This is a genomic window from Xenococcus sp. PCC 7305 (assembly GCF_000332055.1).
In the GTDB taxonomy this organism is placed as follows: Bacteria; Cyanobacteriota; Cyanobacteriia; order Cyanobacteriales; family Xenococcaceae; genus Xenococcus.
This window is the reverse complement of sequence record NZ_ALVZ01000179.1, coordinates 18,717-40,739: the sequence shown is the minus strand read 5'-3', so window position 1 is coordinate 40,739 and position 22,023 is coordinate 18,717. Positions and strand designations below refer to the sequence as shown.

15 protein-coding genes are annotated in these 22,023 nt (G+C 41.0%); 7 read left to right on the top strand and 8 right to left on the bottom strand.

The window, feature by feature from the left end:
- Positions 1–256: 256 nt before the first annotated feature.
- The 3 genes from XEN7305_RS13210 to purB form a co-directional block, all read right to left on the bottom strand.
- Positions 257–1,846 carry a PilW family protein gene (locus tag XEN7305_RS13210; RefSeq protein WP_144053262.1) on the bottom strand — a complete coding sequence of 530 codons (1,590 nt, stop codon included), beginning with the start codon at positions 1,844–1,846 and terminating at the stop codon, positions 257–259.
- 398 nt (positions 1,847–2,244) lie between these two features.
- Entirely contained in the window at positions 2,245–3,933 is a 1,689-nt protein-coding gene (locus tag XEN7305_RS26670; protein ID WP_006509943.1) for a spondin domain-containing protein, read from the bottom strand.
- Between the two features lie 224 nt (positions 3,934–4,157).
- A complete protein-coding gene (gene purB / locus XEN7305_RS13195; protein WP_006509942.1) occupies positions 4,158–5,453 on the bottom strand; it encodes an adenylosuccinate lyase in 1,296 nt (431 codons plus the stop codon).
- A gap of 170 nt (positions 5,454–5,623) precedes the next feature.
- On the opposite strand from purB, the gene purL reads away from it, so the two are divergent.
- On the top strand, positions 5,624–7,987 hold the full coding sequence (gene purL, locus XEN7305_RS13190) for a phosphoribosylformylglycinamidine synthase subunit PurL (protein ID WP_006509941.1): 2,364 nt from the start codon (positions 5,624–5,626) through the stop codon (positions 7,985–7,987).
- Between the two features lie 166 nt (positions 7,988–8,153).
- Positions 8,154–9,635: an amidophosphoribosyltransferase gene (purF, locus tag XEN7305_RS13185; protein ID WP_006509940.1), complete on the top strand. Its 1,482-nt coding sequence runs from the start codon at positions 8,154–8,156 to the stop codon at positions 9,633–9,635.
- 110 nt (positions 9,636–9,745) lie between these two features.
- Here purF and folE read toward each other — a convergent pair whose 3' ends face one another.
- The 4 genes from folE to cax all read right to left on the bottom strand — a co-directional run bounded on the left by folE (position 9,746) and on the right by cax (position 13,850).
- Positions 9,746–10,495 carry a GTP cyclohydrolase I FolE gene (gene folE, locus XEN7305_RS13180; protein WP_006509939.1) on the bottom strand — a complete coding sequence of 250 codons (750 nt, stop codon included), beginning with the start codon at positions 10,493–10,495 and terminating at the stop codon, positions 9,746–9,748.
- Between the two features lie 67 nt (positions 10,496–10,562).
- A complete protein-coding gene (locus XEN7305_RS13175; RefSeq protein WP_006509938.1) occupies positions 10,563–11,291 on the bottom strand; it encodes an SDR family oxidoreductase in 729 nt (242 codons plus the stop codon).
- A gap of 338 nt (positions 11,292–11,629) precedes the next feature.
- On the bottom strand, positions 11,630–12,607 hold the full coding sequence (locus XEN7305_RS13170) for an acetyl-CoA carboxylase carboxyltransferase subunit alpha (RefSeq protein ID WP_006509937.1): 978 nt from the start codon (positions 12,605–12,607) through the stop codon (positions 11,630–11,632).
- A gap of 136 nt (positions 12,608–12,743) precedes the next feature.
- Positions 12,744–13,850: a calcium/proton exchanger gene (gene cax / locus XEN7305_RS13165; RefSeq protein ID WP_006509936.1), complete on the bottom strand. Its 1,107-nt coding sequence runs from the start codon at positions 13,848–13,850 to the stop codon at positions 12,744–12,746.
- Between the two features lie 171 nt (positions 13,851–14,021).
- On the opposite strand from cax, the gene XEN7305_RS13160 reads away from it, so the two are divergent.
- The 5 genes from XEN7305_RS13160 (at position 14,022) to rpmF (ending at position 19,976) form a co-directional block, all read left to right on the top strand.
- Positions 14,022–16,109 (top strand): DUF3769 domain-containing protein, encoded by a 2,088-nt coding sequence (locus XEN7305_RS13160; protein WP_006509935.1) that lies wholly within the window; start codon positions 14,022–14,024, stop codon positions 16,107–16,109.
- Between the two features lie 49 nt (positions 16,110–16,158).
- Positions 16,159–17,295 (top strand): YihY/virulence factor BrkB family protein, encoded by a 1,137-nt coding sequence (locus tag XEN7305_RS13155; RefSeq protein WP_006509934.1) that lies wholly within the window; start codon positions 16,159–16,161, stop codon positions 17,293–17,295.
- Between the two features lie 191 nt (positions 17,296–17,486).
- Positions 17,487–18,800 carry a carboxyl-terminal processing protease CtpB gene (gene ctpB, locus XEN7305_RS13150; protein ID WP_006509933.1) on the top strand — a complete coding sequence of 438 codons (1,314 nt, stop codon included), beginning with the start codon at positions 17,487–17,489 and terminating at the stop codon, positions 18,798–18,800.
- Between the two features lie 165 nt (positions 18,801–18,965).
- On the top strand, positions 18,966–19,745 hold the full coding sequence (locus XEN7305_RS13145) for a hypothetical protein (protein WP_006509932.1): 780 nt from the start codon (positions 18,966–18,968) through the stop codon (positions 19,743–19,745).
- A gap of 54 nt (positions 19,746–19,799) precedes the next feature.
- Complete coding sequence (gene rpmF, locus XEN7305_RS13140) at positions 19,800–19,976, top strand: 50S ribosomal protein L32 (RefSeq protein ID WP_006509931.1); 177 nt, start codon at positions 19,800–19,802, stop codon at positions 19,974–19,976.
- Between the two features lie 286 nt (positions 19,977–20,262).
- Here rpmF and XEN7305_RS13135 read toward each other — a convergent pair whose 3' ends face one another.
- Positions 20,263–21,894 carry an iron uptake porin gene (locus XEN7305_RS13135; RefSeq protein ID WP_006509930.1) on the bottom strand — a complete coding sequence of 544 codons (1,632 nt, stop codon included), beginning with the start codon at positions 21,892–21,894 and terminating at the stop codon, positions 20,263–20,265.
- Between the last annotated feature and the right edge of the window lie 129 nt (positions 21,895–22,023).

The following is a 22,023-nucleotide window of genomic DNA, read 5'->3' as shown; positions in this document are numbered from 1 at the left end:
CAAAGAGGCACTCGTAAAGGCTTTTTTCAAGATATCCTCTCTTTGTCCAAGTATCTACTATTCCGAAGTTGGCACCATCTCCTCGACTTTATGCTCGGCGATGCGGAACCAGAACCTTTCATCCCTGCAAATACTTCTTAATTTTTGAATTTGGAATTGCTGAACCGATTGACAGGAGAAAGAAGGAAAATTACAGCGATCGCTAAAATATTTTGATGCGATCGCTAAAACAACGAAGTTATCTTAGGTGAAATTTTTATTCATGTGTTGTCTCTTCTCCAGCAAATTTATCGACGGACATGAGAACTATATTATCCTGTAAATCAAACCCAGGATTCTTAATAGTATAGTCTGGTGGAAATTTGGCTCCTACTTTTGCTTGCCCAATTTCAATAGCAACTATTCGTTCCTTATCCTCTAGCTTGATTAGATGTGGATGGGCATTAGGATCTGTTGAAAGAAACGGGTTGGTACTGAGATCATCATCATCGTTAACTAATCTGTATTTAGAGCCGTCCCACTTAGCATAGCCTTTAGACGCCAAGAATTCCCCGAGAGAATATTCCCCGTCATCAGGAGTAGTTGTGGAGTCATCGTCATAGCCGTCAAGAGGAATCTCTACGCCACCTTTTTTATACTCAATAACGCCACCTTTTTTGAAAATTCTCACGTGATCGACTTCTTGTCCATCTGCTCCAATTGGTACTGGATTGTGAACATCTTTATCCCCCCCATTGAAAGTTGCTGGATTATCAAAGTCTATTGTAAAGTCTGATGTCTCATAATTTTCTGCTCCATTAAGCTTTGGAGTCCAAGTGTCATAATCAGGGCTTGACTTTTCGTGGAGATTAGGGGTTCCATCGACACCAGATTCATTTCCTCGACTAAGAATAGTTCCGTTACAAGTACTACTAGAAGGAATAAAAGGAATCGAAGATATTGTCAATGGATTAGCAATATCAATGTTAATTTGTTGGCCTTGTCTATCGGGATCATGTATCCAGGTTGTTGGAGTATAAGTGGGATTATCGCCAGCGGCGTCATTGAAGAAATCATTCCTCATTGTCCATGTTGTTTTGCTATCATCACAACTAACTCCACCAATGGTTCCTAAAGAATATTCGGCTCCCAATGTTTTAAAACTAACAGGAGCGACTTGACTTCCCTGCGCGCTATCAGTATCTCTGACTCTTGCCCTGGCAACAACTTCTGTGTCTGCTGTATACTGCTTGTCATAATCAGTATTGGCAATGTCTATATTACTAGTAAAATAAAGCTGTGCTGTAAACCCTTCAGGACTTCGACAAGCAAAAAATCCTTGATAGTCATTATCCGCACCATTACAGTTCACAGTTTGATCAGTATCATCTAGACCGTCTATTAATGCTTCGTTCGCCCAGCCTGGCGCATCACTATAATCTCCAGTTCCCGTTAATGGGGGACCCCATCGAGAAAGAACTAAAGGGCCTTGCCAATTACCAGTTGCTGGGGCGACCGAATAAATTACAGGGTTAGCAATTCCTGGGATGTTTAATGCTAAACGAACAGTCGCACCTGCGGGTACACTTCCACTTGGTGGAGTGAAAGTTGTTAAATCAATGACATTTTCAGCGCGCCGAAGTTCATCTGAAATAAACTCTATTGCTCTCGAGGCTTCATTGCGAGCGCTTATTTTATTGGTTTCGTCTCTGGTAGCTCGTGTTAGTTGGAATAAACCATATCCCAAACCACCAATAACCATTGTACTCATGATCAATCCTGAAAGAAGTTCTATGAGGGTAAACCCAGAATGAGACTTTCCAGCTTTCAGTAATTTATGGAGTTGCTTTAATTGCTTATTTTTCATAATCTTCGCATTTCTAAGCATTTTTAATTTTCTCAATATAGTCAATATAGTTTTAATAAAAAATATAATTGCGCCGAATTTATCATGACTTCTCTACAGTTAATCTAAGTAAATCATCCAAGATAAATTAAGACTTGAGAGTTCACCCCCAAAAAAAAATAGTCTCTTATAGAATCATTTTAGAAATGTTGAGCAACAATTGTAAATTAGGGAACTTACTGATTAAAAAATAAAGTTTAAGTGAACTTCGTTCAATTTTGTTTTCCGAGAAAAAAGCCACTAAGCGATCACAATAAATCCTATAAAAAAACAGCTCTCCAAAATCTATTGCCTAGAGAACTGTTTGTTGATGACATCAATTAGATAATAATTTCTAGGAATCAGTCTAATATTTACAATTAAATCGCACCTTCAAAGGCAATTCCTTCGTCAATAAAACTAGTCAAATTATTTCGAATATTGTTAGCTTCTGCTCCTGTGGCGTAGATATAAGTCCCTGGCACATTGGAATTTTGAAAGCGCGTAAAAGGAGCTTCTTGGTTAGAACCTGCGCCATAAATGTAGAATGCAACACCTTGATTGGTGAATGCATTAGAAAAATCGGGATTTTCATTAATGCTATTCAGCTCTTCTTCTCCCACATATAAGAAAGTTCCCGGTAACTGATTACTTTCTAAACGGAATAGAGAAATTAAGTCATCACCAGGTGCGATCGCTGCACTAAAAGCTACACCCTCTTCTGCAAAATTGGGAAAGTTATTCCGAATGTTGTCAGCTTCTGCTCCGGCAGCATAAATATAAGTCCCTGGTACATTGGAATTTTGGAAGCGCGTAAAAGGAGTATCAAGCAACTCATCTTCGGTAACTATCAGCTGACCGCGAATTGCTCCACCGGGAAATTCCTCAGTGTGAACATTCCAATAGAAAGGTAAATCCTCTCCTATTTGACCATTGCGAAAATCATCAACAAATTCACTTAAAGCAGTGTTAGCAGGATCTGTTTCTTCCCAAATACCAGTTAGCGTAACAGAACCATCACCATTCAAGGTAACAGCCAAATCTTCATCTTGGTTGCCCTGAATATTTAGGGCATTCCCCAGGTCTGGGGCAACAGTGTCAAATATGGAAAAGACGACATCGCCATTAGCGCCCCTTGCGGCATTGTGAATATGGAGACGAGTCACATCATCACTAGTATCTTCTGTTTGGGAGCCGCCTTCGATTAAGCCATTAGCCCCAAAATCCAATCCTGAAATTGTCAGACTATATTCGAGGCTGTCACCCGCATCATTAAGAGTTAGAATCGAATTCCCGATCGCATCAGGATCTCCTTCTGCAACTTCTTGAGCACCATCGAGGACTGAAGTAATCGCCACAGGATCTGCGATCACAATAGATTCTTCTGCCAGGGAAACTGTAATTCGAGCTATTTGATAGCCTTCAGCGGTGAAATCGGCACCGGTAAAAGCAGTAGGGGCATTATCAGAACTGCCATCTTCACTTAAAATCCTGCCTCCTGGAATAAATCCTGGGTGAACTGTAACAACCCCATTTTCCTCAACCCCAGTATCGGGAGCAGCTTGGGCAAAAAACGCAGTATTTTCTACTAGTTCATCGTTTACTTCGCTTCCTCCATCAAGAATCTGGCTTCCGGCAATAATAAACTCAGCACCCAAAAAATTACCATCGGCATCAAAAATTTCTCGAATTAGAGGATCGCCATTGGCAATAAAAGCATCGTTGGAAGGGATAATCATCGAGGCGTAGCTAAAGTACCGACTAGTAGGATCTGTACTTTCTAAAGTAAAAGTCTGTGTAACTACTTCTCCCGGATCTATAGGGCCTTCTATGCCATCTAATCCGACAATTGTCCCATCGACAACCCCATTCCCACTATCAAGAAACTCTTGAGAAAGAGGAGCGGTATTGCCATCTTCTACTAGACGTTCAAAAGCAGGAGATATCGCAGTACCGCGATCATAAGTATCAAAGTTTCCATTGTGAAAGCCAACCCAAAAAGGCGTCAGAAAAACACCATTTTCTGGAGCAAGACTTTCTATTGTTACTGTTACTTGTGTTTGAGCCACGTGATTTTCCTCTGAAATTGATTAACTGCCAATTAGTTGCTGAATAGAAATTAAAAACCACTTAAATTTTTAAGAGCAATCGGTTTTTTAAGTTTCGTCTCCAGCTTGCTTCCGCAAAATTAATCCCTCCTGAGAAATAAATTAATCTCAGTTCAGACAAAATTAAGCAAAATCGAATTTCAGTATGGCTTATGTTTTTTATAACGGCAGAAACAAATGTTAGTTTAAATCCCTAATCTTTGATAGATAGTATCTAGATTTTTTAGATGATGTTGTGGATCAAAACAAGCATCAATTTCTGATTGGGACAAGGTTTTTGCAATCGTGCTGTCTTGGTTGATTAATTTACGAAAATCACCGTCAGTAGTGTTCCATGCAGCCATTGCACAATCTTGAACTACTTTATAGGCATCTTCTCGATTCATTCCTTTTTCGACCAAAGTGAGTAACACTCTTTGACTAAAGATGACTCCGCCATAGACATTCATATTTCGCTGCATATTTTCGGGATACACCAGTAAGTTTTTCACTAAACCAGTAATTTCTCGCAACATAAAATGGGTCAAGATACAGCTATCAGGCAGAATGACTCTTTCAACAGAGCTATGGGAAATGTCTCTTTCATGCCATAATGCGACGTTTTCCAAAGCAGCTACCGCATTGCCGCGAATTACCCTTGCCATGCCAGTCAATCTTTCAGAACGAATCGGATTGCGCTTGTGGGGCATTGCTGAAGAACCTTTTTGTTTTTTCGAGAAAAATTCCTCTACTTCCAAGACATCAGTCCGTTGCAAGTTACGAATTTCGACGGCAAACCTTTCTATGGAAGCTCCTAGTAAGGCCAGTTGTTGAACATATTCAGCATGCCGATCACGTGAAACTACTTGAGTCGAAGCAGTATCTGGTTGTAAACCTAATTTTTGACAGGCGATCGCTTCTATTTGAGGGTCAACATTGGCATAGGTGCCCACTGCACCAGATATTTTACCCACAGCGATGTCTTTTCTTAATCTCACCAGGCGATCGCGATTACGCATTACCTCGGCCAGCCAACCAGCTAGTTTAAACCCAAAGGTAATCGGTTCGGCATGAATCCCATGGGAACGTCCCACCATAACGGTATAGCGATGTTGTTGCGCTTGAAAACGAATCGCTTGGATTAATTCTTCTAACTTTTCTAAAATTAGATTGAGACTGGCTACCATTTGCAATGCCAACCCAGTATCCAAAACATCAGAACTTGTTAAGCCTAGATGAATATATCTTCCCGCATCCCCAACATACTCATTTACATTGGTTAAAAAGGCAATCACATCATGACGAACTTCCGCTTCGATTTCTAATACTCTTTGGGGATCGAAGTCAGCTTTGGCTTTAATTTCCGCTACGGCATCAGTGGGAATATAGCCCAACTCCGCTTGCGCCTCACAAACTGCTATTTCTACTTCTAGCCAAGTTTTGAGTTTATAGGTATCAGTCCAGATTTCGCCCATCTCGGGCAAGGTATAGCGTTCTATCACAGTTTGTGTCGCAAAATACAACAGCTAATTCTACTATTTTAAGGAACAAGGAACAAGAAACAATTTATTACTTGCAGGTTCAACACAGCTTAAACATCTAGCTAAAAAAATGCTGCAACAATCCCAACAGTCGGTAAAATGGACATCTATTCCATGTCTCTAGGCTTGTAATGACAGAAACTACTCCTCGTTCTCCCGAAGAAATTGCTGCTGAAGGTCTTAAACCCGATGAATACCAAGAAATAGTCTCAAGATTAAATCGTCATCCCAATAGAGCAGAGCTGGGAATGTTTGGTGTCATGTGGTCAGAACATTGCTGCTATAAAAATTCTCGACCACTATTAAGTCAGTTTCCCACCACAGGCGATCGCGTTCTCGTGGGGCCTGGGGAAAATGCTGGAGTAGTGGACTTGGGCAATGGTCTACAACTAGCCTTCAAAATCGAATCCCATAATCATCCTTCTGCTGTGGAGCCATTTCAAGGCGCAGCCACAGGAGTTGGGGGTATTTTACGAGATATCTTCACCATGGGTGCACGTCCGATCGCAATTTTGAATTCTCTACGTTTCGGTAATTTAGAAGACGCCAGAACTCGCCGCATTTTTCAAGGTGTAGTAGAAGGCATTTCTCACTATGGCAATTGTATTGGAGTACCCACTGTCGGCGGTGAAGTCTACTTTGATCCAGCCTATACAGGTAATCCTTTAGTTAATGCCATGGCCTTGGGATTAATGGAAACCAAGGAAATTGTTAAAGCTGGAGCTTCAGGAATTGGGAATCCTGTTTTATATGTTGGTTCAACTACAGGAAGAGACGGCATGGGAGGCGCTAGTTTTGCTAGTGCCGAACTTACCGATGCCTCAATGGATGATCGCCCTGCGGTACAAGTAGGAGATCCCTTTCTCGAAAAATCTTTAGTCGAAGCTTGTCTGGAAGCCTTTAAAACTGGCGCAGTTGTCGCCGCCCAAGATATGGGAGCCGCAGGTCTGACTTGTTCTACAGCGGAAATGGCAGAAAAGGGTAATGTGGGTATTGAATTAGATTTAGACAAAATTCCCGCTCGGGAACAGGGCATGATTCCCTATGAATATCTGCTATCAGAATCCCAAGAAAGAATGTTATTTGTCGGAGAAAAAGGTAGAGAACAGGAATTAATTGATATTTTCCACCGTTGGGGACTTCATGCCGTAGTTGCAGGAGCAGTCATTGCCGAACCTATCGTAAGAATTTTATTTAAAGGGAAAATTGCCGCTAATATTCCCGCAAGAGCTCTATCAGATGATACCCCGATTTATAAGCGGGAATTACTCCAAGAAGCTCCTGAATATGCCCAAAAAGCTTGGCAATGGTCAGTCGAAAGCTTACCGGCCTGCGACTATAAAGGTTTATTTGTGGGAGAAAATTACCTTAGCTGGAACGATATTTTACTTAAATTACTTGATACTCCCACGATCGCATCTAAACAATGGGTATATCGTCAATATGATCATCAGGTACAAAATAACACTATATTATTGCCTGGTGGTGCAGATGCTGCGGTAATTAGAGTACGCCCCATAGATGCCAAACCAGAAGACTGTCAAACAGGAGTTGCGGCAACCACCGATTGCAATCCTCGTTATGTTTATCTCAATCCCTACGAAGGAGCTAAGTATGCGGTGGCAGAAGCAGCGAGAAACTTGAGTTGTGTTGGGGCTGAACCTCTAGCGGTTACAGACAATCTGAATTTTGGTAGTCCAGAAAAGCCCATTGGATATTGGCAATTAGCGAATGCTTGTCGCGGGGTCGCCGATGCTTGCCGAGAAATGAATACTCCTGTGACAGGGGGCAATGTTTCTTTATACAACGAAACCCTAGATTCGGATGGGAAGCCCCAACCCATTTACCCGACTCCTGTAATCGGCATGGTGGGTTTAATTCCCGATATTACTAAAATCTGCGGTCAATCCTGGAAAACTGAAGGCGACATCATATACTTATTAGGTTCCCCCAAGTCCCCAATCCCCAATACCCAATCCCCAATACCCAATCCCCCCAAGTCCCCAATAGCTGCTTCAGAATATCTAGCCCTCATTCACAACACCGTAGCAGGCAAGCCTCCTGAAATAGATTTTGTCTTAGAAAAAGCTGTACAAGAAGTTTGTCGTACAGGAATTCGCAATGGCTGGATCAATGCAGCCCATGATTGTGCTGAAGGAGGATTAGCTGTTGCTCTGGCCGAATCTTGTATTGGTAATGGTTTTGGGGCCAATATTAATCTTGAGATAAATACCGAACAACGCCTTGATGAGGTCTTATTTGGCGAATCAGGAAATCGGATTATTGTTTCGGTAAATCCTGAGCAACAAGCTGATTGGGAAGCCTATCTCACAGAAAAGTTAAGCGATCGCTGGTCTAAGTTAGGCTTTGTTACTCCACAAAGTTCATCCCTCAAGATCGCTACCAATGAAAATTTAGGCTTGATTAATGTTAAGATTAGTAACATTAAAAGAACCTGGCAAGATTCGATAGAAAAAAGACTTCAAGTATCTTAGTCTCTTGCTCAATTCAGAGCAAAAAAAAGTGAGTTTCTTGGCAATAGTCTAACCTTAATAAATGAATTTAGGGTTAATGTTAGGAAGCGAATTTTGATGATAACGTACCAGTCCCAAAACATAATTTAGACAACTACCTGCAATCTTTAGGAGCCAAATTATTAGGATGATGTCCCCCCAATCCCCCTCTTCGGAGCAAGACTTCTCTGTTTCACCTTTGAGTGAAAGGCCCGATAAACCAGAAGAAGCTTGTGGTGTGTTCGGAGTCTATGCCCCAGAAGAAAATGTGGCAGCACTCACCTATTTTGGACTCTATGCCCTCCAACATCGAGGACAGGAATCAGCAGGAATTGCCACTTTTGAAGGCAATTTAGTTCATTGTCACAAGGATATGGGTTTAGTTTCTCAAGTATTTAACGAAGAAATTCTCGAAACCTTAACTGGATATCTCGCCGTCGGCCATACTCGCTATTCCACCACAGGGTCTAGCTTAAAAGCTAATGCCCAACCCGCTGTATTGGACACTAGATTGGGTAAACTGGCCCTGGCGCATAATGGCAACTTGGTAAATGCTTTGGAGCTTAGAGAAAAACTCCAAAAACAAGATCGCTGTTTTCTGACCACTACTGATTCAGAAGCGATCGCACTCGCGATCGCCGAAGAGGTTGACAGCGGTAAGGATTGGTTAGAAGCTGCTCTGAGTGCTTTTAAACTCTGTTCTGGAGCTTATAGTTTAGTTATCGGGACTCCCGAAGGTATGATCGGAGCCAGAGACCCTCATGGGATTCGTCCTTTGGTAATTGGGGTTCTTAAAGAAGAAACTACGCGTTATGTTTTATCATCAGAAACCTGTGGTCTAGATATCATTGGGGCAGAATATCTTAGAGATGTCGAGCCAGGAGAACTAGTTTGGATTAACGAAGACGGATTAGCTTCCTTTCATTGGGGACAAGAACCAGACAGAAAGCTCTGTATCTTCGAGATGATCTATTTTTCCCGTCCTGATAGCCTCATGCATGATGAAACTCTCTATAGCTATCGATTACGGTTGGGAGAACAATTAGCAAAAGAATCTCTAGTAGATGCCGACATGATTATGGGAGTACCTGATTCAGGAATTCCTGCGGCGATCGGATTTTCTCGGCAATCGGGGATTCCTTTTGGGGAAGGCTTAATCAAAAATCGCTACGTAGGTCGAACTTTCATCCAGCCGACCCAACATATGCGGGAAGCAGGCATAAAAATGAAACTGAATACTCTCAAGGATGTCCTAAAAGGGAAACGAATCATTATTGTTGATGATTCTATCGTTAGAGGAACAACTAGCCGTAAAATAGTTCAAGCTTTACGGGACGCCGGAGCGAGCGAAGTCCATATGCGAATCTCTTCGCCTCCTGTGACTCATCCTTGTTTTTATGGCATAGACACCGACAATCAAGAGCAATTAATTGCTGCCACTACATCAGTAAAAGAGATTGAGGCTCAAATTGGAGTTGATTCATTAGCCTATTTAAGCTGGGAAGGAATGTTGCAAGTAACAGACAAAGATCCTCATAGTTTTTGTTCTGCTTGTTTTACTGGTGATTATCCGATTGAGATTCCTGAGCGCATTAAAAGATCTAAGCTGATTCTTGAAAAAGTGACTTAAAACAACTTTATCTAATTTATCTAATTTATCTAATTTACTAAAAGAGCCCATCTAACAAATTCATTAGATGGGCTTCTTGCTACAACTTAGTTTAGTATCTAAATCTAGAACTACATGAAACTAGGTTGATGACGAATTAGATTTAGAAATTCTTCGCGAGTTTTTTGCTCTTCTTGGAAAACTCCTAACATAGCACTAGTCACAGTCCAAGAACCAGGCTTTTGAACACCACGCATTGACATACACATATGCGTTGCTTCCATCACAACAGCTACTCCTTGAGGTTCTAATGCTTCCTGAAGAGCTTCTGCCACCTGACGAGTAAGACGCTCTTGCACCTGGAGACGACGAGCATACATTTCCACAATCCGAGCTAACTTACTCAGACCCACTACTTTTTGATTGGGAATATATGCAACATGAGCTCTACCCATAAAGGGCAACATATGATGTTCGCAGAGACTAAAAAAGTTAATATCTCTAACCAAAACCATCTCATTATGGCCTTCATCAAAGATGGCACCGTTAATAATTGTCTCTAAAGACTGATTATATCCTTGAGTGAGAAACTGCATTGCCTCGGCAACTCTTTTCGGGGTTTTCAGCAATCCTTCTCGGTTTGGATCTTCACCTAAGGACTCTAGCATAACCCTGACAGCATCCTGAAGTCGTTCTTGTGATTTCTCGGGCGAGCTTGTCTGAATAACGGCCTCTTTCCCGTCACTCGTATTGCGATCTGGTCTAGTTACAACCTGTTCGATCAAACTAGCCTTTAAGCTATCGAGCGAAGCATCAGCGCCATTTTTGGATTTGAAGCCATTAGTTGAAGAATTAGAACCGTTAGAAAAAGCTGTTGTCATGATAATTTTTGAGTGAAACTCTGATCTCTTGCTATTTGTTAGATGGAAAACCGTTATTTGTAAAGTTTTACAAAGCCCCTCCACTGGGCATAACGGTCATTTCTTCTATTACCGCTTGTGATGGTAATAAAGCTGCATGGAGAATCGATTGGGCGATAATTTCTGGAGTTAGCATTGCCTTGCGATCAAAATCTGCCTTTACGGTATCGGTATCCCAAATGGAAGTATTAACTGCTCCAGGGGAAATGATCACCGCCCGAATCCCATTAGCTCTTTCTTCGATCGCTAAGGTTTTGGTTAAAGCAACTAAGCCTGCTTTACTCACACTGTAGGCACCCCAATTAGGAAAAGCATTACTGGCAGCGATCGATGCCACATTAATAATGGTTCCTGAAGCATGAGCTCGCATTGACGGCAAAATTCCTTGCATACACTGAAAGACACTAGTAAGATTGAGATTCATTACCTGCTGCCAATCAGAAAGAGAGGTTGCTTCGAGGGAATTTGTATAACCCATTCCTGCATTGTTAACCAAAATATCAATTGCCCCAAAGTCCTGGGCGATAGCTAACATATGCTCCTTGACTAGAGCAATTTCTGCTAAATCTAAAGGATAGGATTTGGCTTCCCCTCCCAACGCAGTTGCTGCATCAACTACTGCTGACAATTTATCGGAAGCACGACTGACCAAGGCAAGCTTGATGTTGGCTTTGGCAAAAGCTAAAGCCGTTGCTCTACCAATGCCACTACTTGCTCCTGTAATAATCGCTCGTAGTTGGGTTGGAGGTGGATTCATATCAATAAATTTTGGTATTATTTACGCTTGAAGTCTTAGAAAATGCCAGCCCAAAAGCGCAACAACAATGAATAAAGACATTATTTGTTACTTAAAGACATTTGATGACAAATACAATGGTTAATTGGTTGGTTAGTCTTGGTTAATGACTATCAAAAAAATCTACTTGAACCTATCCAGACAAATGTAGTTAGGATCTTGACTATGGTTTGGAAACAGTAATTACATAGTAGCCAATGGAACTATGTTAAGAAATGTTTCCTTAATGATTATAACATTCTCATATTCTTAATAAAACATAAAAATTCTGATTTCCCCAATTAGCAAGAGGTTAGATATCAACTTACTTGTTCAAATACGCCCATTTTACGGAATTTTTCATATCGTAACTGCTGCCGTTGTTGAATACTCATCTCAGAAAGGTTCTCGATATTTTCCCAGAGAGCCTGTTTAAGAGTAGCTGCAGCTTCTAGGGGTTCTGAATGGGCGGCACTGGGGGGTTCGGGCAGGATCGCATCGATTAATCCCAGTTGTTTTAAATCCCGAGAAGTGATTTTGAGTGCGGATGCTGCTTGAGGCGATTTTTTGGCATCTTTCCAGAGAATTGCGGCGCAGGCTTCTGGACTAGCTACAGTATAGACTGAATGTTCAAACATTAATAAGCGATCAGCTACACCAATACCTAAGGCGCCACCAGAACCGCCTTCTCCAATAACAGTTGTGATAATAGGGACTTCAAGCCCAAACATTTGCCTGAGATTATAGGCGATCGCCTCTCCCTGTCCTAGTTTCTCGGCTTCAACTCCTGCCCAGGCACCAGGTGTATCAATGAAAGTCAGAATCGGCATGCCAAATTTATTAGCATGTTCCATTAACCGTAATGCTTTGCGATAGCCTCCTGGGGCAGCCATGCCAAAATTACGAGCGACATTATCCTTCGTATCTCGACCTTTTTGGTGACCCATCAAGACGACTGGTCTGCCATTAAGACGACCGACTCCACCAACTAAAGCAGGATCATCATTGCCACTGCGATCGCCATGAATTTCTAACCATTCATCGGTAATTGCTTGAATATAGTCGAGGGTGCTGGGACGACGAGGATGACGAGCCAACTGTAGCCTTTGAGCAGGAGTCAGGGAGCCAAATATTTCCTTGCGCAGAGTACTCGCCCTAGCTTCTAACTGAGCAATTTCACCAGAAACATCCACCTGATTCTCCGCGGCTAATTGTCTAATTTGCTCAATACGCGATTCTAGTTCACATAAGGGCTTTTCAAAATCTAATAGGAAATTCTTGCGCTCAGTCTTGGGCATAATTTATCTTAATTCGGGAGCTATACCAGCAGTATAGATTATGCCGTATTTCAGGAACAAGAAACAAGGAATAATGAACGAGGAAAAATTACTTATGAGCTTAATCCTCATCCTTCATCCTTTATCCCTCATCCCTTTAAAGTCCCTGGGTCATGGGATGGAAGAAGAAAGCCAAACCTAATATGGTGTAAGTAGCCAATAAAAGACTACCTTCCAACCAGTTTGATTCTCCATCAGAACTTACAGAATTAGCAATTAAAACTGCCACAATTACAGCAACTAATTCAAAAGGATTAAAATCCAAATCCATTGGTTGCCCCATAATCCAGCCACCAATTACTAGCACAGGAGCAACAAAAAGAGCAATTTGCATACTCGAACCCATGGCAACAGAAACAGATAAATCCATTTTGTTTTTTAAAGCAACAGTCACGGCAGTAGCATGTTCAGCGGCATTCCCGATAATTGGCAATAAAATTACCCCAGTGAATAATGCTGTCAGACCTAGCTCGGAAGTTGCGACTTCTAGAGAGTCAACTAGCAATTCCGACTCCACGGCCACGCCAATGGTAATAACTAATAAGATACCAATCCAAAACGGTAAATTGACTTTTTCTTTAGCATCTTCCCCATCTTCTGCTTCTTCTGAGTCTGCTAGATCTGCTTCTCCAACATCATAAAGATAGGAGTGGGTTTTCATCGAAAATAATAAAGTCAAACAATAAATTAAGATCAACACCACTGCCACTGTCACTGAGAGCTTTTGCAAGGTACTTTCTCCAATTCCAGAAGAGGTGTATTCCACAGCAGTCGGAATCAGAATAGCAATCACGGCCAAATTCATAATGGAGGCATTCATGCGTGCTGCACCAGACTGGAAAATTTGCTCTTTATATTTTAATCCCCCTAAAAACATGGAAAAACCCATAACCAAAAGAAGGTTACTAATAATAGAACCAGTAATAGTTGCCTTAACTACTGTAATTAATCCTCCTTTAAGAGCCACAAAAGCTAAAATCAATTCGGTGGCATTGCCAAAAGTAGCATTGAGTAAGCCTCCTAAATTGGGTCCCACAACAACCGCAATTTCTTCTGTAGCTTCACCCATATAAGCAGCCAGGGGGACAATCCCAATTCCGGCAGTGATAAATACTATGCTTTCTCCCCATTCAAGGAAATGGGCGGCCAGGGAAATGGGAATAAATAAGAGTAATCCCAGGAAAATCGTATTTTTGTTAAACATTTACAAATTGTTTTTCGTGTGCTGTGCAACTGCGCTCATTGTAATAGAGGAGAGTTTTATGTCAATAATATTCGAATTCGTTTCTAATTGAAGTTCAACTTTTGGTGGAGAAATAATTTTGGTGCTATGGTTGTCGGAGCTTTGCTTCGAAATAAATAAAATTAATTTTTCATGTTTTTTTTTCTGAATTTGTTACCATCAGAGGCTCTGCCACAACCAATAGCTGCTGAGATTATCGCTCCCAAAAATCTTCATGGGAAGAAGGTTGATCTAATTGCTCAAACAAGAGAAGGCGATCGCGAAACCTTTGAGATCGAAATTCCGACAGAACCAAATATTCCATCGGAGGGCTCAACAGAAGTTACTCCTCCTAGTATTGAGAAAGTAGAAGTTGTAGAAATCATTGCCGATCGCCAAGAATATGATCAAACTAAAGAAGTGATTACTGCCGAAGGAGATGTGGTGTTGCGTTTCTCTCAAGCTGTCTTAACTAGCGATCGCATGCAGGTGAATCTAGCTGATCGCATTGTTGTTGCCGAAGGAAATGTCGTTCTCACTAGAGGTGACCAAATCATAGAAGGAGATAAGTTTGAATATTATTTGGTGCAAGATCGTGGCGTTGTGATCAATGCTGAAGGACAAATAGACCGTACCACTTTAGGCAGAGACTTGTCCCAGCAGTTACCAGAAGATGAGACTTTAACCAATCTTTCCTTAAGCGATCGCCTGGCAGTCAATCAACCAATTACCGATGTTACCGCCCAATCTGATTTTGAGTTTTCCGTAGGCAGCAAACGAGATTTGGGAATCTTGGACGGAAAACGTATTGATGAAGAAGCAGGCACCATTAATCGAGTTCGTTTTGAAGCAGAAAGAATGGAATTTGAGCCCGATGGTTGGCAAGCTACCAATATCAGCATTACTAACGATCCCTTTTCTCCTCCAGAATTAGAATTAAGGGCCGAAACCGCCAAATTTCAGCAAACCGCACCATTAGTGAATGAATTAACCACCACGAAATCTCGTGTGGTCATCGATGATGGGTTTTCTTTCCCCCTACTAAAAAACTCCTTCGTATTTGATGGTCGACCTCGAAGTCCTGGACTATTTAGTATTGGGTTTGATGGTGATGAGCGAGGTGGTTTATTTGTCGAACGAGCCTTTACCATTCTGGATCAAGATCAAACGATTTGGACGGTGACTCCCCAATATTTTCTCCAACGAGCGATCTTCACCGATGCTTTTGATTTCAATCGCGACGAAGATGGAGGAATTATTGATCCTGGGGTATTCGGAGTCAAAAGTTTTTTCAGCAATGATTTCTCCGACAGATCTAGTGTGGACGCCAAATTTTCCATTAGTGGCTTTAATGAGCCCCTCGACGATAACATCCGTGCCAAACTAGCAGCCAGACAGTTGATTGGCAATCTTCAGAACCCCTACGATTTCAGTTTGGAGTTCAATTTCCGCGAAAGATTATTCAATGGTTCACTAGGCTTTCAAACAGTTTACAACAGTATAGGTGGCATTGTTACCTCACCGATTATTCTCCTGGGGAAGACCGGGATTAGCCTGAGATACCAAGGTTCGATTCAAAATATCAATGCTGATACTGATCGCCTAGATTTGTTAGAGGTTAATCGCGATAATAATCGAACCAATCTTACTCGTTTTCAAGGAGCGGCATTTTTAGGTAAAGGTTTTTTGTTATGGCAAGGCAAGGCTCTCCCCATATCGAGGAAGGAAGCTTTGCGTTTTTCTCCTGTGCCAGTTGTTCCCTATTTGCAACTCAATACTGGGCTGAGTGGCGTCACTAGTTTTTACAGTAATAATGATGGTCAACATTCTTTACGTGGCAGCATTGGCATCCAAGGTCAAGTTGGTCATTTCTCCCGTTCCTGGTTTGACTATACAGGTTTCAATGCAACCTATTCTATTGGTACCAATGCGGACGAATCACCATTTTTGTTTGACCGCGATGCTGATCAGCAAACCCTGGCACTAGGCATTACACAACAACTTTATGGGCCTATTCGATTGGGAGTTCAAACGTCTTTCAATATTGATAATGGAGATGATATCAATACTGATTACATCATAGAATACAGTAGACGAACTCATAATATAACTCTACGTTATAGCCCCGAGTTGGAAATAGGCTCTTTTAGTTTTCGGATTAATGACTTTAATTGGCGCGGCAATGCTGAACCTTTTAAACGCAATGACATTAGACCCGTCACTCAAGGAGTTAGTAGATAGTTGATTACTCAATTCTTGAGTATGATCTTGAGATAGGATTTAATACAAAATGGTCGATCTTATTTGTTATTATGGTTATTTTATTTGGTATCTTATTCGAAGAACCGTTGCCTGTACGATTCAAAAGAGATTAACTGGTTTGTCCTCAGAAATGGCTTTTAACGCCATGTTGGGCTTATTTCCTGCAATTATAACTATTTTAACAGCAATTAGTTTGCTGGAAAATTCGGTAAAAGCAACTTTAGGAGAATTAGCAAATAACTTTGCTGGGATTGTTCCGGAAGAGGTTTGGAACCTACTTTTGAATTTCAAGGAATACGCTAATATATCTCAAGGTAAAAGTTTATTCTCTATTAGTTTCGTGGCCTCGATTTGGGTGATTTCTGGGGTGATTTGCTCGGCTATTAATGCTCTTGAGAATATTCATCAAATACCAAGGGAAAAAAGAAGAAATTTTTGGCACAACAGAGCAATTGCCATTTTTCTGACCATTGGCACTATGATTTTATGGATTGCAGCTAATTTTTTGCTATTGATTGGGGATTTTTTACTACGACTTGCTGTCGAACAAAATTGGGGAAACTTATTATTTATTACCTGGGAAATATTTAGTGTTATCACAATTGCAACCATATTATTAGCGGCTTTATATTTTATCTACAGGTTACAAAGAACCAGTGCTAGAGAACCGATTAAAAATCAAAACACTCTGATTGGTTTGGTCATTATTGGCGGTACTTTTTTGATTCAATTGGTCTATAGTCTCTTTGTTTTTGTTCAGACTTCAATTGTTAATCTCAACATAGAACAAAAAGTAAGTTTTTGGTTAGTTAGTATTTGGCGTTGGCTCAGTTTTCCGATCGCTTTAGGCATAGTTGCGATCGCTTTCGCCTTTATTTATCAATTTGGCACTAGCATTAGAGCAAAGCAAATACCTTTGATTCCTGGTGCGGTTCTAGCTGCAATTTCTTGGGCGATTGTTTCGGTTGTATTTCGGTACTATGTTTTCCATGCCGGTATTTATAACAAAATTTACGGAGCTTTGGGGGCTGTGATTATTCTAATGTTATGGCTTTATCTTAGCTCTTTGGTAATGTTGTTGGGAGAACAAGTCAATGTCATTATTGGCGAAGCGATCAATAACAAAAAATATGAAGAACATAAGATTAGGCAATTAAGACTCTAAATATTCTAAGATATAGTGAATACATGTAGTTTTGATAAAGAATATGTAATATAAGGTAAAAAAAGTGAAAAAAGTGATCTAGAGAGCAAAAATAGCCTAATGTTATATGTATAATGACTGCATTGAAATATCTCTAGACCTAGTAAAAATACATAAAAACCTCCACTCAAATATTTGGCTTTTGACTAATTATGACTACAACTTCTAGACGCCTTATGCTCCGTCCAGTGAAGACGTTAAAGTATTTAGGGACTGCGATCGCTACAACAACATTGCTAATATCCTCCACTGGCTCAGCTGTCAAAGCGACCTTAGAAGATAGTCCGAAAACCATTGTGGATGAGGTCTGGCAAATTGTCCATAACGAATTTGTTGATCGAGAATTCAATGAGATTGACTGGCTAGAAAAACGTCAAGAGCTTCTCGAAGGTAACTATGCAAATCAGGAACAAGCTTATCGCGCTATCCGTGAATCTCTAAAAGAATTGGGAGATCCTTATACACGGTTTCTTGACCCTAAGAAGTTCGAGGAGCTAACTAGTCAAACTTCTGGGGAACTATCTGGGATTGGGATTCGCCTCACCATAGAAGAGGAAACTAGCCAAATCACTGTAGTAGAGCCTTTAGCTGACTCCCCGGCAGATGAAGCAGGGATTAAACCTGGGGATAAGATAGTCAGCATTAACGGCAAACCAACTTCTTTGATGAGTCTGGAGCAGGCATCAGAAGAGATTAGAGGAGAAGTTGGTACCGATGTTAGCCTAAAAATTGCTCGTTCAGGGAACTCTACCTTTGATGTGACGCTGACAAGAAGTCAAATTGAATTGCCTTCAGTTAATTACAGCATTAGTAAAGAAGGGCAAACTAACGTGGGTTACATTAGACTCGACGAGTTCAGCTCCCACGCAGCAGAGCAAATGCAGGAAGCGATCGAAGATCTGTCCCAAGAGAACGTATCAGGTTTTGTCTTAGATTTACGAGGTAACCCTGGGGGTTTACTTTTTTCCAGTGTTGAGATTGCCCGTATGTGGTTAGAAGAAGGAGCGATTGTTTCGACAAAAGACAGCAAAGGCGGGGATCAAAAGTTTTTTGCTAACGGCAAAGCCTTAACCGATTTGCCACTAGTAATCTTAGTTGATCGCTATTCTGCAAGTGCTAGTGAAATTTTAGCAGGAGCCCTCAAAGAAAATAATCGCGCCACCATAGTGGGGACCAGAACCTATGGTAAGGGAACAGTACAGTCAGTTCATTCTTTATCCGATGGTTCGGGATTAGCTGTCACGATCGCCCAGTATTATCCTCCCAGTGGCATGGATATCAATTTCAAAGGTATTGCCCCAGATATCGAGGTTGATTTGACCTCAGAGCAACAACTAGCTTTTAATGTCAATCCTGCATTATTCGCAACTCCTGCCGATCCTCAATTCGCTAAGGCAATTCAAATCCTGAAAAATATCTCAGCAAGTCAGGTGGGGCAGCCATCCAATTCGATTACAATCCGCTAAAATTCAGCATTGCTCAGATTGCAAACATAATTATTCCATTATTTATTTAGAGACGTAAGGTTTACGTCTCTATTTTTCGCTATAAAATCGACAATTAGTGCTGATGCAAAATTTAGATGTTAGCTTGGGTAGAACAATTAACTAAGCAATTAAGCCCTTGTTTCTATGCCCACATCAAATTTAGAAGCCAAACAGGAAAACTCCGTTTCCGTACAAGCTATTGAGGAAATAGCACTCACCATTGCTGCTAAGGATTTGAATCCTACCATGATGAGTCAGGATTTTTTGAAAATGAGTGGTATTATCGACCAAGATTGGGAACTAGCACAGCAACCAATTTTAAATCCCAACGCCGCACAATTGAGCTTTAAAAATGGCATTAATATTACTGCTCAACCAAATTCAGTCACGATCACAGAATCGATTTCTCAAAAAAAATTGGAAGAGGTTACTGCTGGTGCAGTAGCGACAAAGTTTGTGGCCAAATTACCCTATGGAGATTATTTGGGTTATAGTTTTAGTCCCAAAATGTTATTGCCTTTTCCCAAAAATCCCCAGCAGGCTCGCAACTATATTACAGGGAATCTATTAGCTCAAGGAGCCTGGAAAAATATTGGCAAAACGCCAGTTCAAGCAGGAATTAACCTCATGTATTCCCTAGAACATTGTCAATTGAATATTAGTATTGCCGAAGCGAGACTACAGCAAGCACAACAACCTCCAATGATGGCAATCCTCTTCTCTGGTGGATTTAATTACAATCTCAGTACAATTAGTGATTCCCAAGAGAAACTTGCTCAATTAAATAAAGCAATTAGTTCCTGGCAAAATGATTTTGGTCAGTTCCGCAATATCATTACCCAAAAATTCCTGGGTTCCTCTGCGGTGCCTGAAACTCAATCGGCAGACGACACAAATCTCTTTCCTATGGGGGACACTTTATAAGTGGGACAGAAAGCAATTATAATAGTAAAGCTCTTTTTTGATTTTTAGATTAATATGGCTGTTCCTAAGAAGAAAACCTCCAAATCGAAACGCAATAGTCGTAAGGCTCATTGGAAACATAAAGCTGCGGTAGAAGCGCAAAAAGCATTGTCTTTAGGGAAATCAGTTTTGAGCGGACGCTCTAACAGTTTCGTTTACCCTCAAGATGAAGATGAAGACGAAGATGAGTAGGGTTATTGCCACGAAGTCTCATATTTTTTAATAAGGGAAAAGCCGATTGACGGGCGATTTTGCCGAGGTTTTTCCCTATAATCTCATTTGATAAAACAAGACCCATCAAAGCAAGACAAGAGTACCATTGGTACTTTTGCAAGCTAAATTCAGGGTTATTCCCCTTCATTAGCCCTTCGTTTTGACTATAAATCAACAACTTATCTAAAATTAAACAGGCGATCACTTTTGTATTTTCAAGTGATCGCCTGTTTACAACTAAAATCAATGAAATTAGTTTAGGATTCTAGAAAGAGAAAGTTGTCCGAATAGCACCAATAACTAGATCATCATTGTTACTGTTATTATCTGGCGAGGTAACCCAAACAATCCCAGGAGTAATTGCAATATTGTCATTAACCCGATATTCGAAGAAAGCCTCAACATGAAGAGAAGTATCTTCATCATCTCCTACAGAATCAATATTAGAATCAGTTACCCAAGGTTCCATCCCCACAATAATTCCTGCCATATTACCTTCTTTGATAACATCAGGAAAAGCTAGAGTTGCTGCCCATTGCCAGATATCTTGACTTCCACGATTGAGTCCATCGTCAGAAGCTAAAGTTCCCACATTAGAATAGCTCCCCCATCCTCCGAGAACAAATTTTTCCGATAATGCCCAAGAAAATGCTCCTCCGTAGGAATTGCTGAATGTAGGCACTCCATCAGGAAAAGCATCACTAACGGTAAAGGATCTGATGTTAGCTCTGTTGCTTCCAGTTTCGGTGTCACTCTGCTCATAAGAGTGATTGTAGGTGAGGGCAAAAGTTAAACTATCACTTGGCGTTAAAGTAACCTGTCCCATCGCACTATAGGGGCCATTAAAAAGACCACTACCGCTCGAAGGTTCATTGGCAGGACTCGCTAAATATCCCGCATTGACTTCGATCAAATCGTTAAAGCTGTGGGCAACTCCCAAACCAGCATCACCCTGAGACAGATAAATTGGGCTGCGAGTACCAAATGCCGAAATTGCTCCCGCACCACCATCTCCATCAAGAACACTAACCGTATTCATAATGTCATCAGCTGCTACCCCAGCAGGTCCTACGATAAAGCTTGTCTTATCACCAACAGGGAAATTATAAAATAAGACCTCTAAAGCAATATCATTGCCTTCTGGTTGGGCAAAGGATAAATCTCCTTGAAATGTTCCTGTTTCATCGGCAAAAGAAGGGAAATTTCCTGTAGAAAGACGTGTGAATAGTAAATCCTCGCCAGAGAAGCTAGTCTCCAACTCTAGTCTTACGCGATCGCCGAAGACTGTTACTTGATCGATATCATCATCGCCATCATTCGTAGTCCCACTAACTACGCCACCCAAGCCAAAGATAACTTCTCCAACTAGCTTAGTTGTCGTGGAAAATTGGTGATCTTCGAGAAACGCTACCCGGCCTTCAAGATTATCAACACGACCACCGAGGGCTGCTAGTTCGGCTTCAAATTCTTGAAGTAATCTATTGATAGTTTCAATATCTTCTCTTAAGACAGCTTCAGAAGAAGCAATCAATCGTTCGATTTGATTCAAGCAAGCATTTAAGCCCGCAGCAAATTCATAACGACTTAGTGCTTGATTGCCTCTGTAGGTTTGATCGGGATAACCGACAATACAACCATAGCGATCTACTAAGCTTCTTAAGGCTTCGTAGGCCCAATCGGCAGGAGAAACATCTCTTAATTGATTGACGTTGGTTACTTGATTAATTTCTGCTGTTTGCCATTGATTACTATAGCTTTCAATTTGCTCTAGGCTCGACTGAGATCTAGTTTGTGCGATCGCTGGACTAGTAATTCCTGCAAGAGCAATTGATGCTGGCAAAATAGGTAATCCTAACTTTGCCGCACGGGAAAAAATTTTACGAGATAAATTTGTCATAGTTAGAGATCCTCACGCCAACATTTTAATAATGATTGTCATTCTACTTGTTAAGCTACACTTTTTTATTCTGTTCTGACACTGAAATTTTAGTTTTCGAAAAACTTTTGTATCTTTTCTGTATCATTT

Excerpts from the sequence above, each read along its gene's own strand:
- XEN7305_RS13210 (WP_144053262.1), bottom strand. The coding sequence starts at position 1,846 with ATGAAAAATAAGCAATTAAAGCAACTCCATAAATTACTGAAAGCTGGA.
- purL (WP_006509941.1), top strand. The coding sequence starts at position 5,624 with ATGACAGAAACTACTCCTCGTTCTCCCGAAGAAATTGCTGCTGAAGGT.
- purF (WP_006509940.1), top strand. The coding sequence starts at position 8,154 with ATGATGTCCCCCCAATCCCCCTCTTCGGAGCAAGACTTCTCTGTTTCA.
- folE (WP_006509939.1), bottom strand. The coding sequence starts at position 10,495 with ATGACAACAGCTTTTTCTAACGGTTCTAATTCTTCAACTAATGGCTTC.
- XEN7305_RS13175 (WP_006509938.1), bottom strand. The coding sequence starts at position 11,291 with ATGAATCCACCTCCAACCCAACTACGAGCGATTATTACAGGAGCAAGT.
- XEN7305_RS13170 (WP_006509937.1), bottom strand. The coding sequence starts at position 12,607 with ATGCCCAAGACTGAGCGCAAGAATTTCCTATTAGATTTTGAAAAGCCC.
- cax (WP_006509936.1), bottom strand. The coding sequence starts at position 13,850 with ATGTTTAACAAAAATACGATTTTCCTGGGATTACTCTTATTTATTCCC.
- XEN7305_RS13160 (WP_006509935.1), top strand. The coding sequence starts at position 14,022 with ATGTTTTTTTTTCTGAATTTGTTACCATCAGAGGCTCTGCCACAACCA.
- XEN7305_RS13155 (WP_006509934.1), top strand. The coding sequence starts at position 16,159 with ATGGTCGATCTTATTTGTTATTATGGTTATTTTATTTGGTATCTTATT.
- ctpB (WP_006509933.1), top strand. The coding sequence starts at position 17,487 with ATGACTACAACTTCTAGACGCCTTATGCTCCGTCCAGTGAAGACGTTA.
- XEN7305_RS13145 (WP_006509932.1), top strand. The coding sequence starts at position 18,966 with ATGCCCACATCAAATTTAGAAGCCAAACAGGAAAACTCCGTTTCCGTA.
- rpmF (WP_006509931.1), top strand. The coding sequence starts at position 19,800 with ATGGCTGTTCCTAAGAAGAAAACCTCCAAATCGAAACGCAATAGTCGT.
- XEN7305_RS13135 (WP_006509930.1), bottom strand. The coding sequence starts at position 21,894 with ATGACAAATTTATCTCGTAAAATTTTTTCCCGTGCGGCAAAGTTAGGA.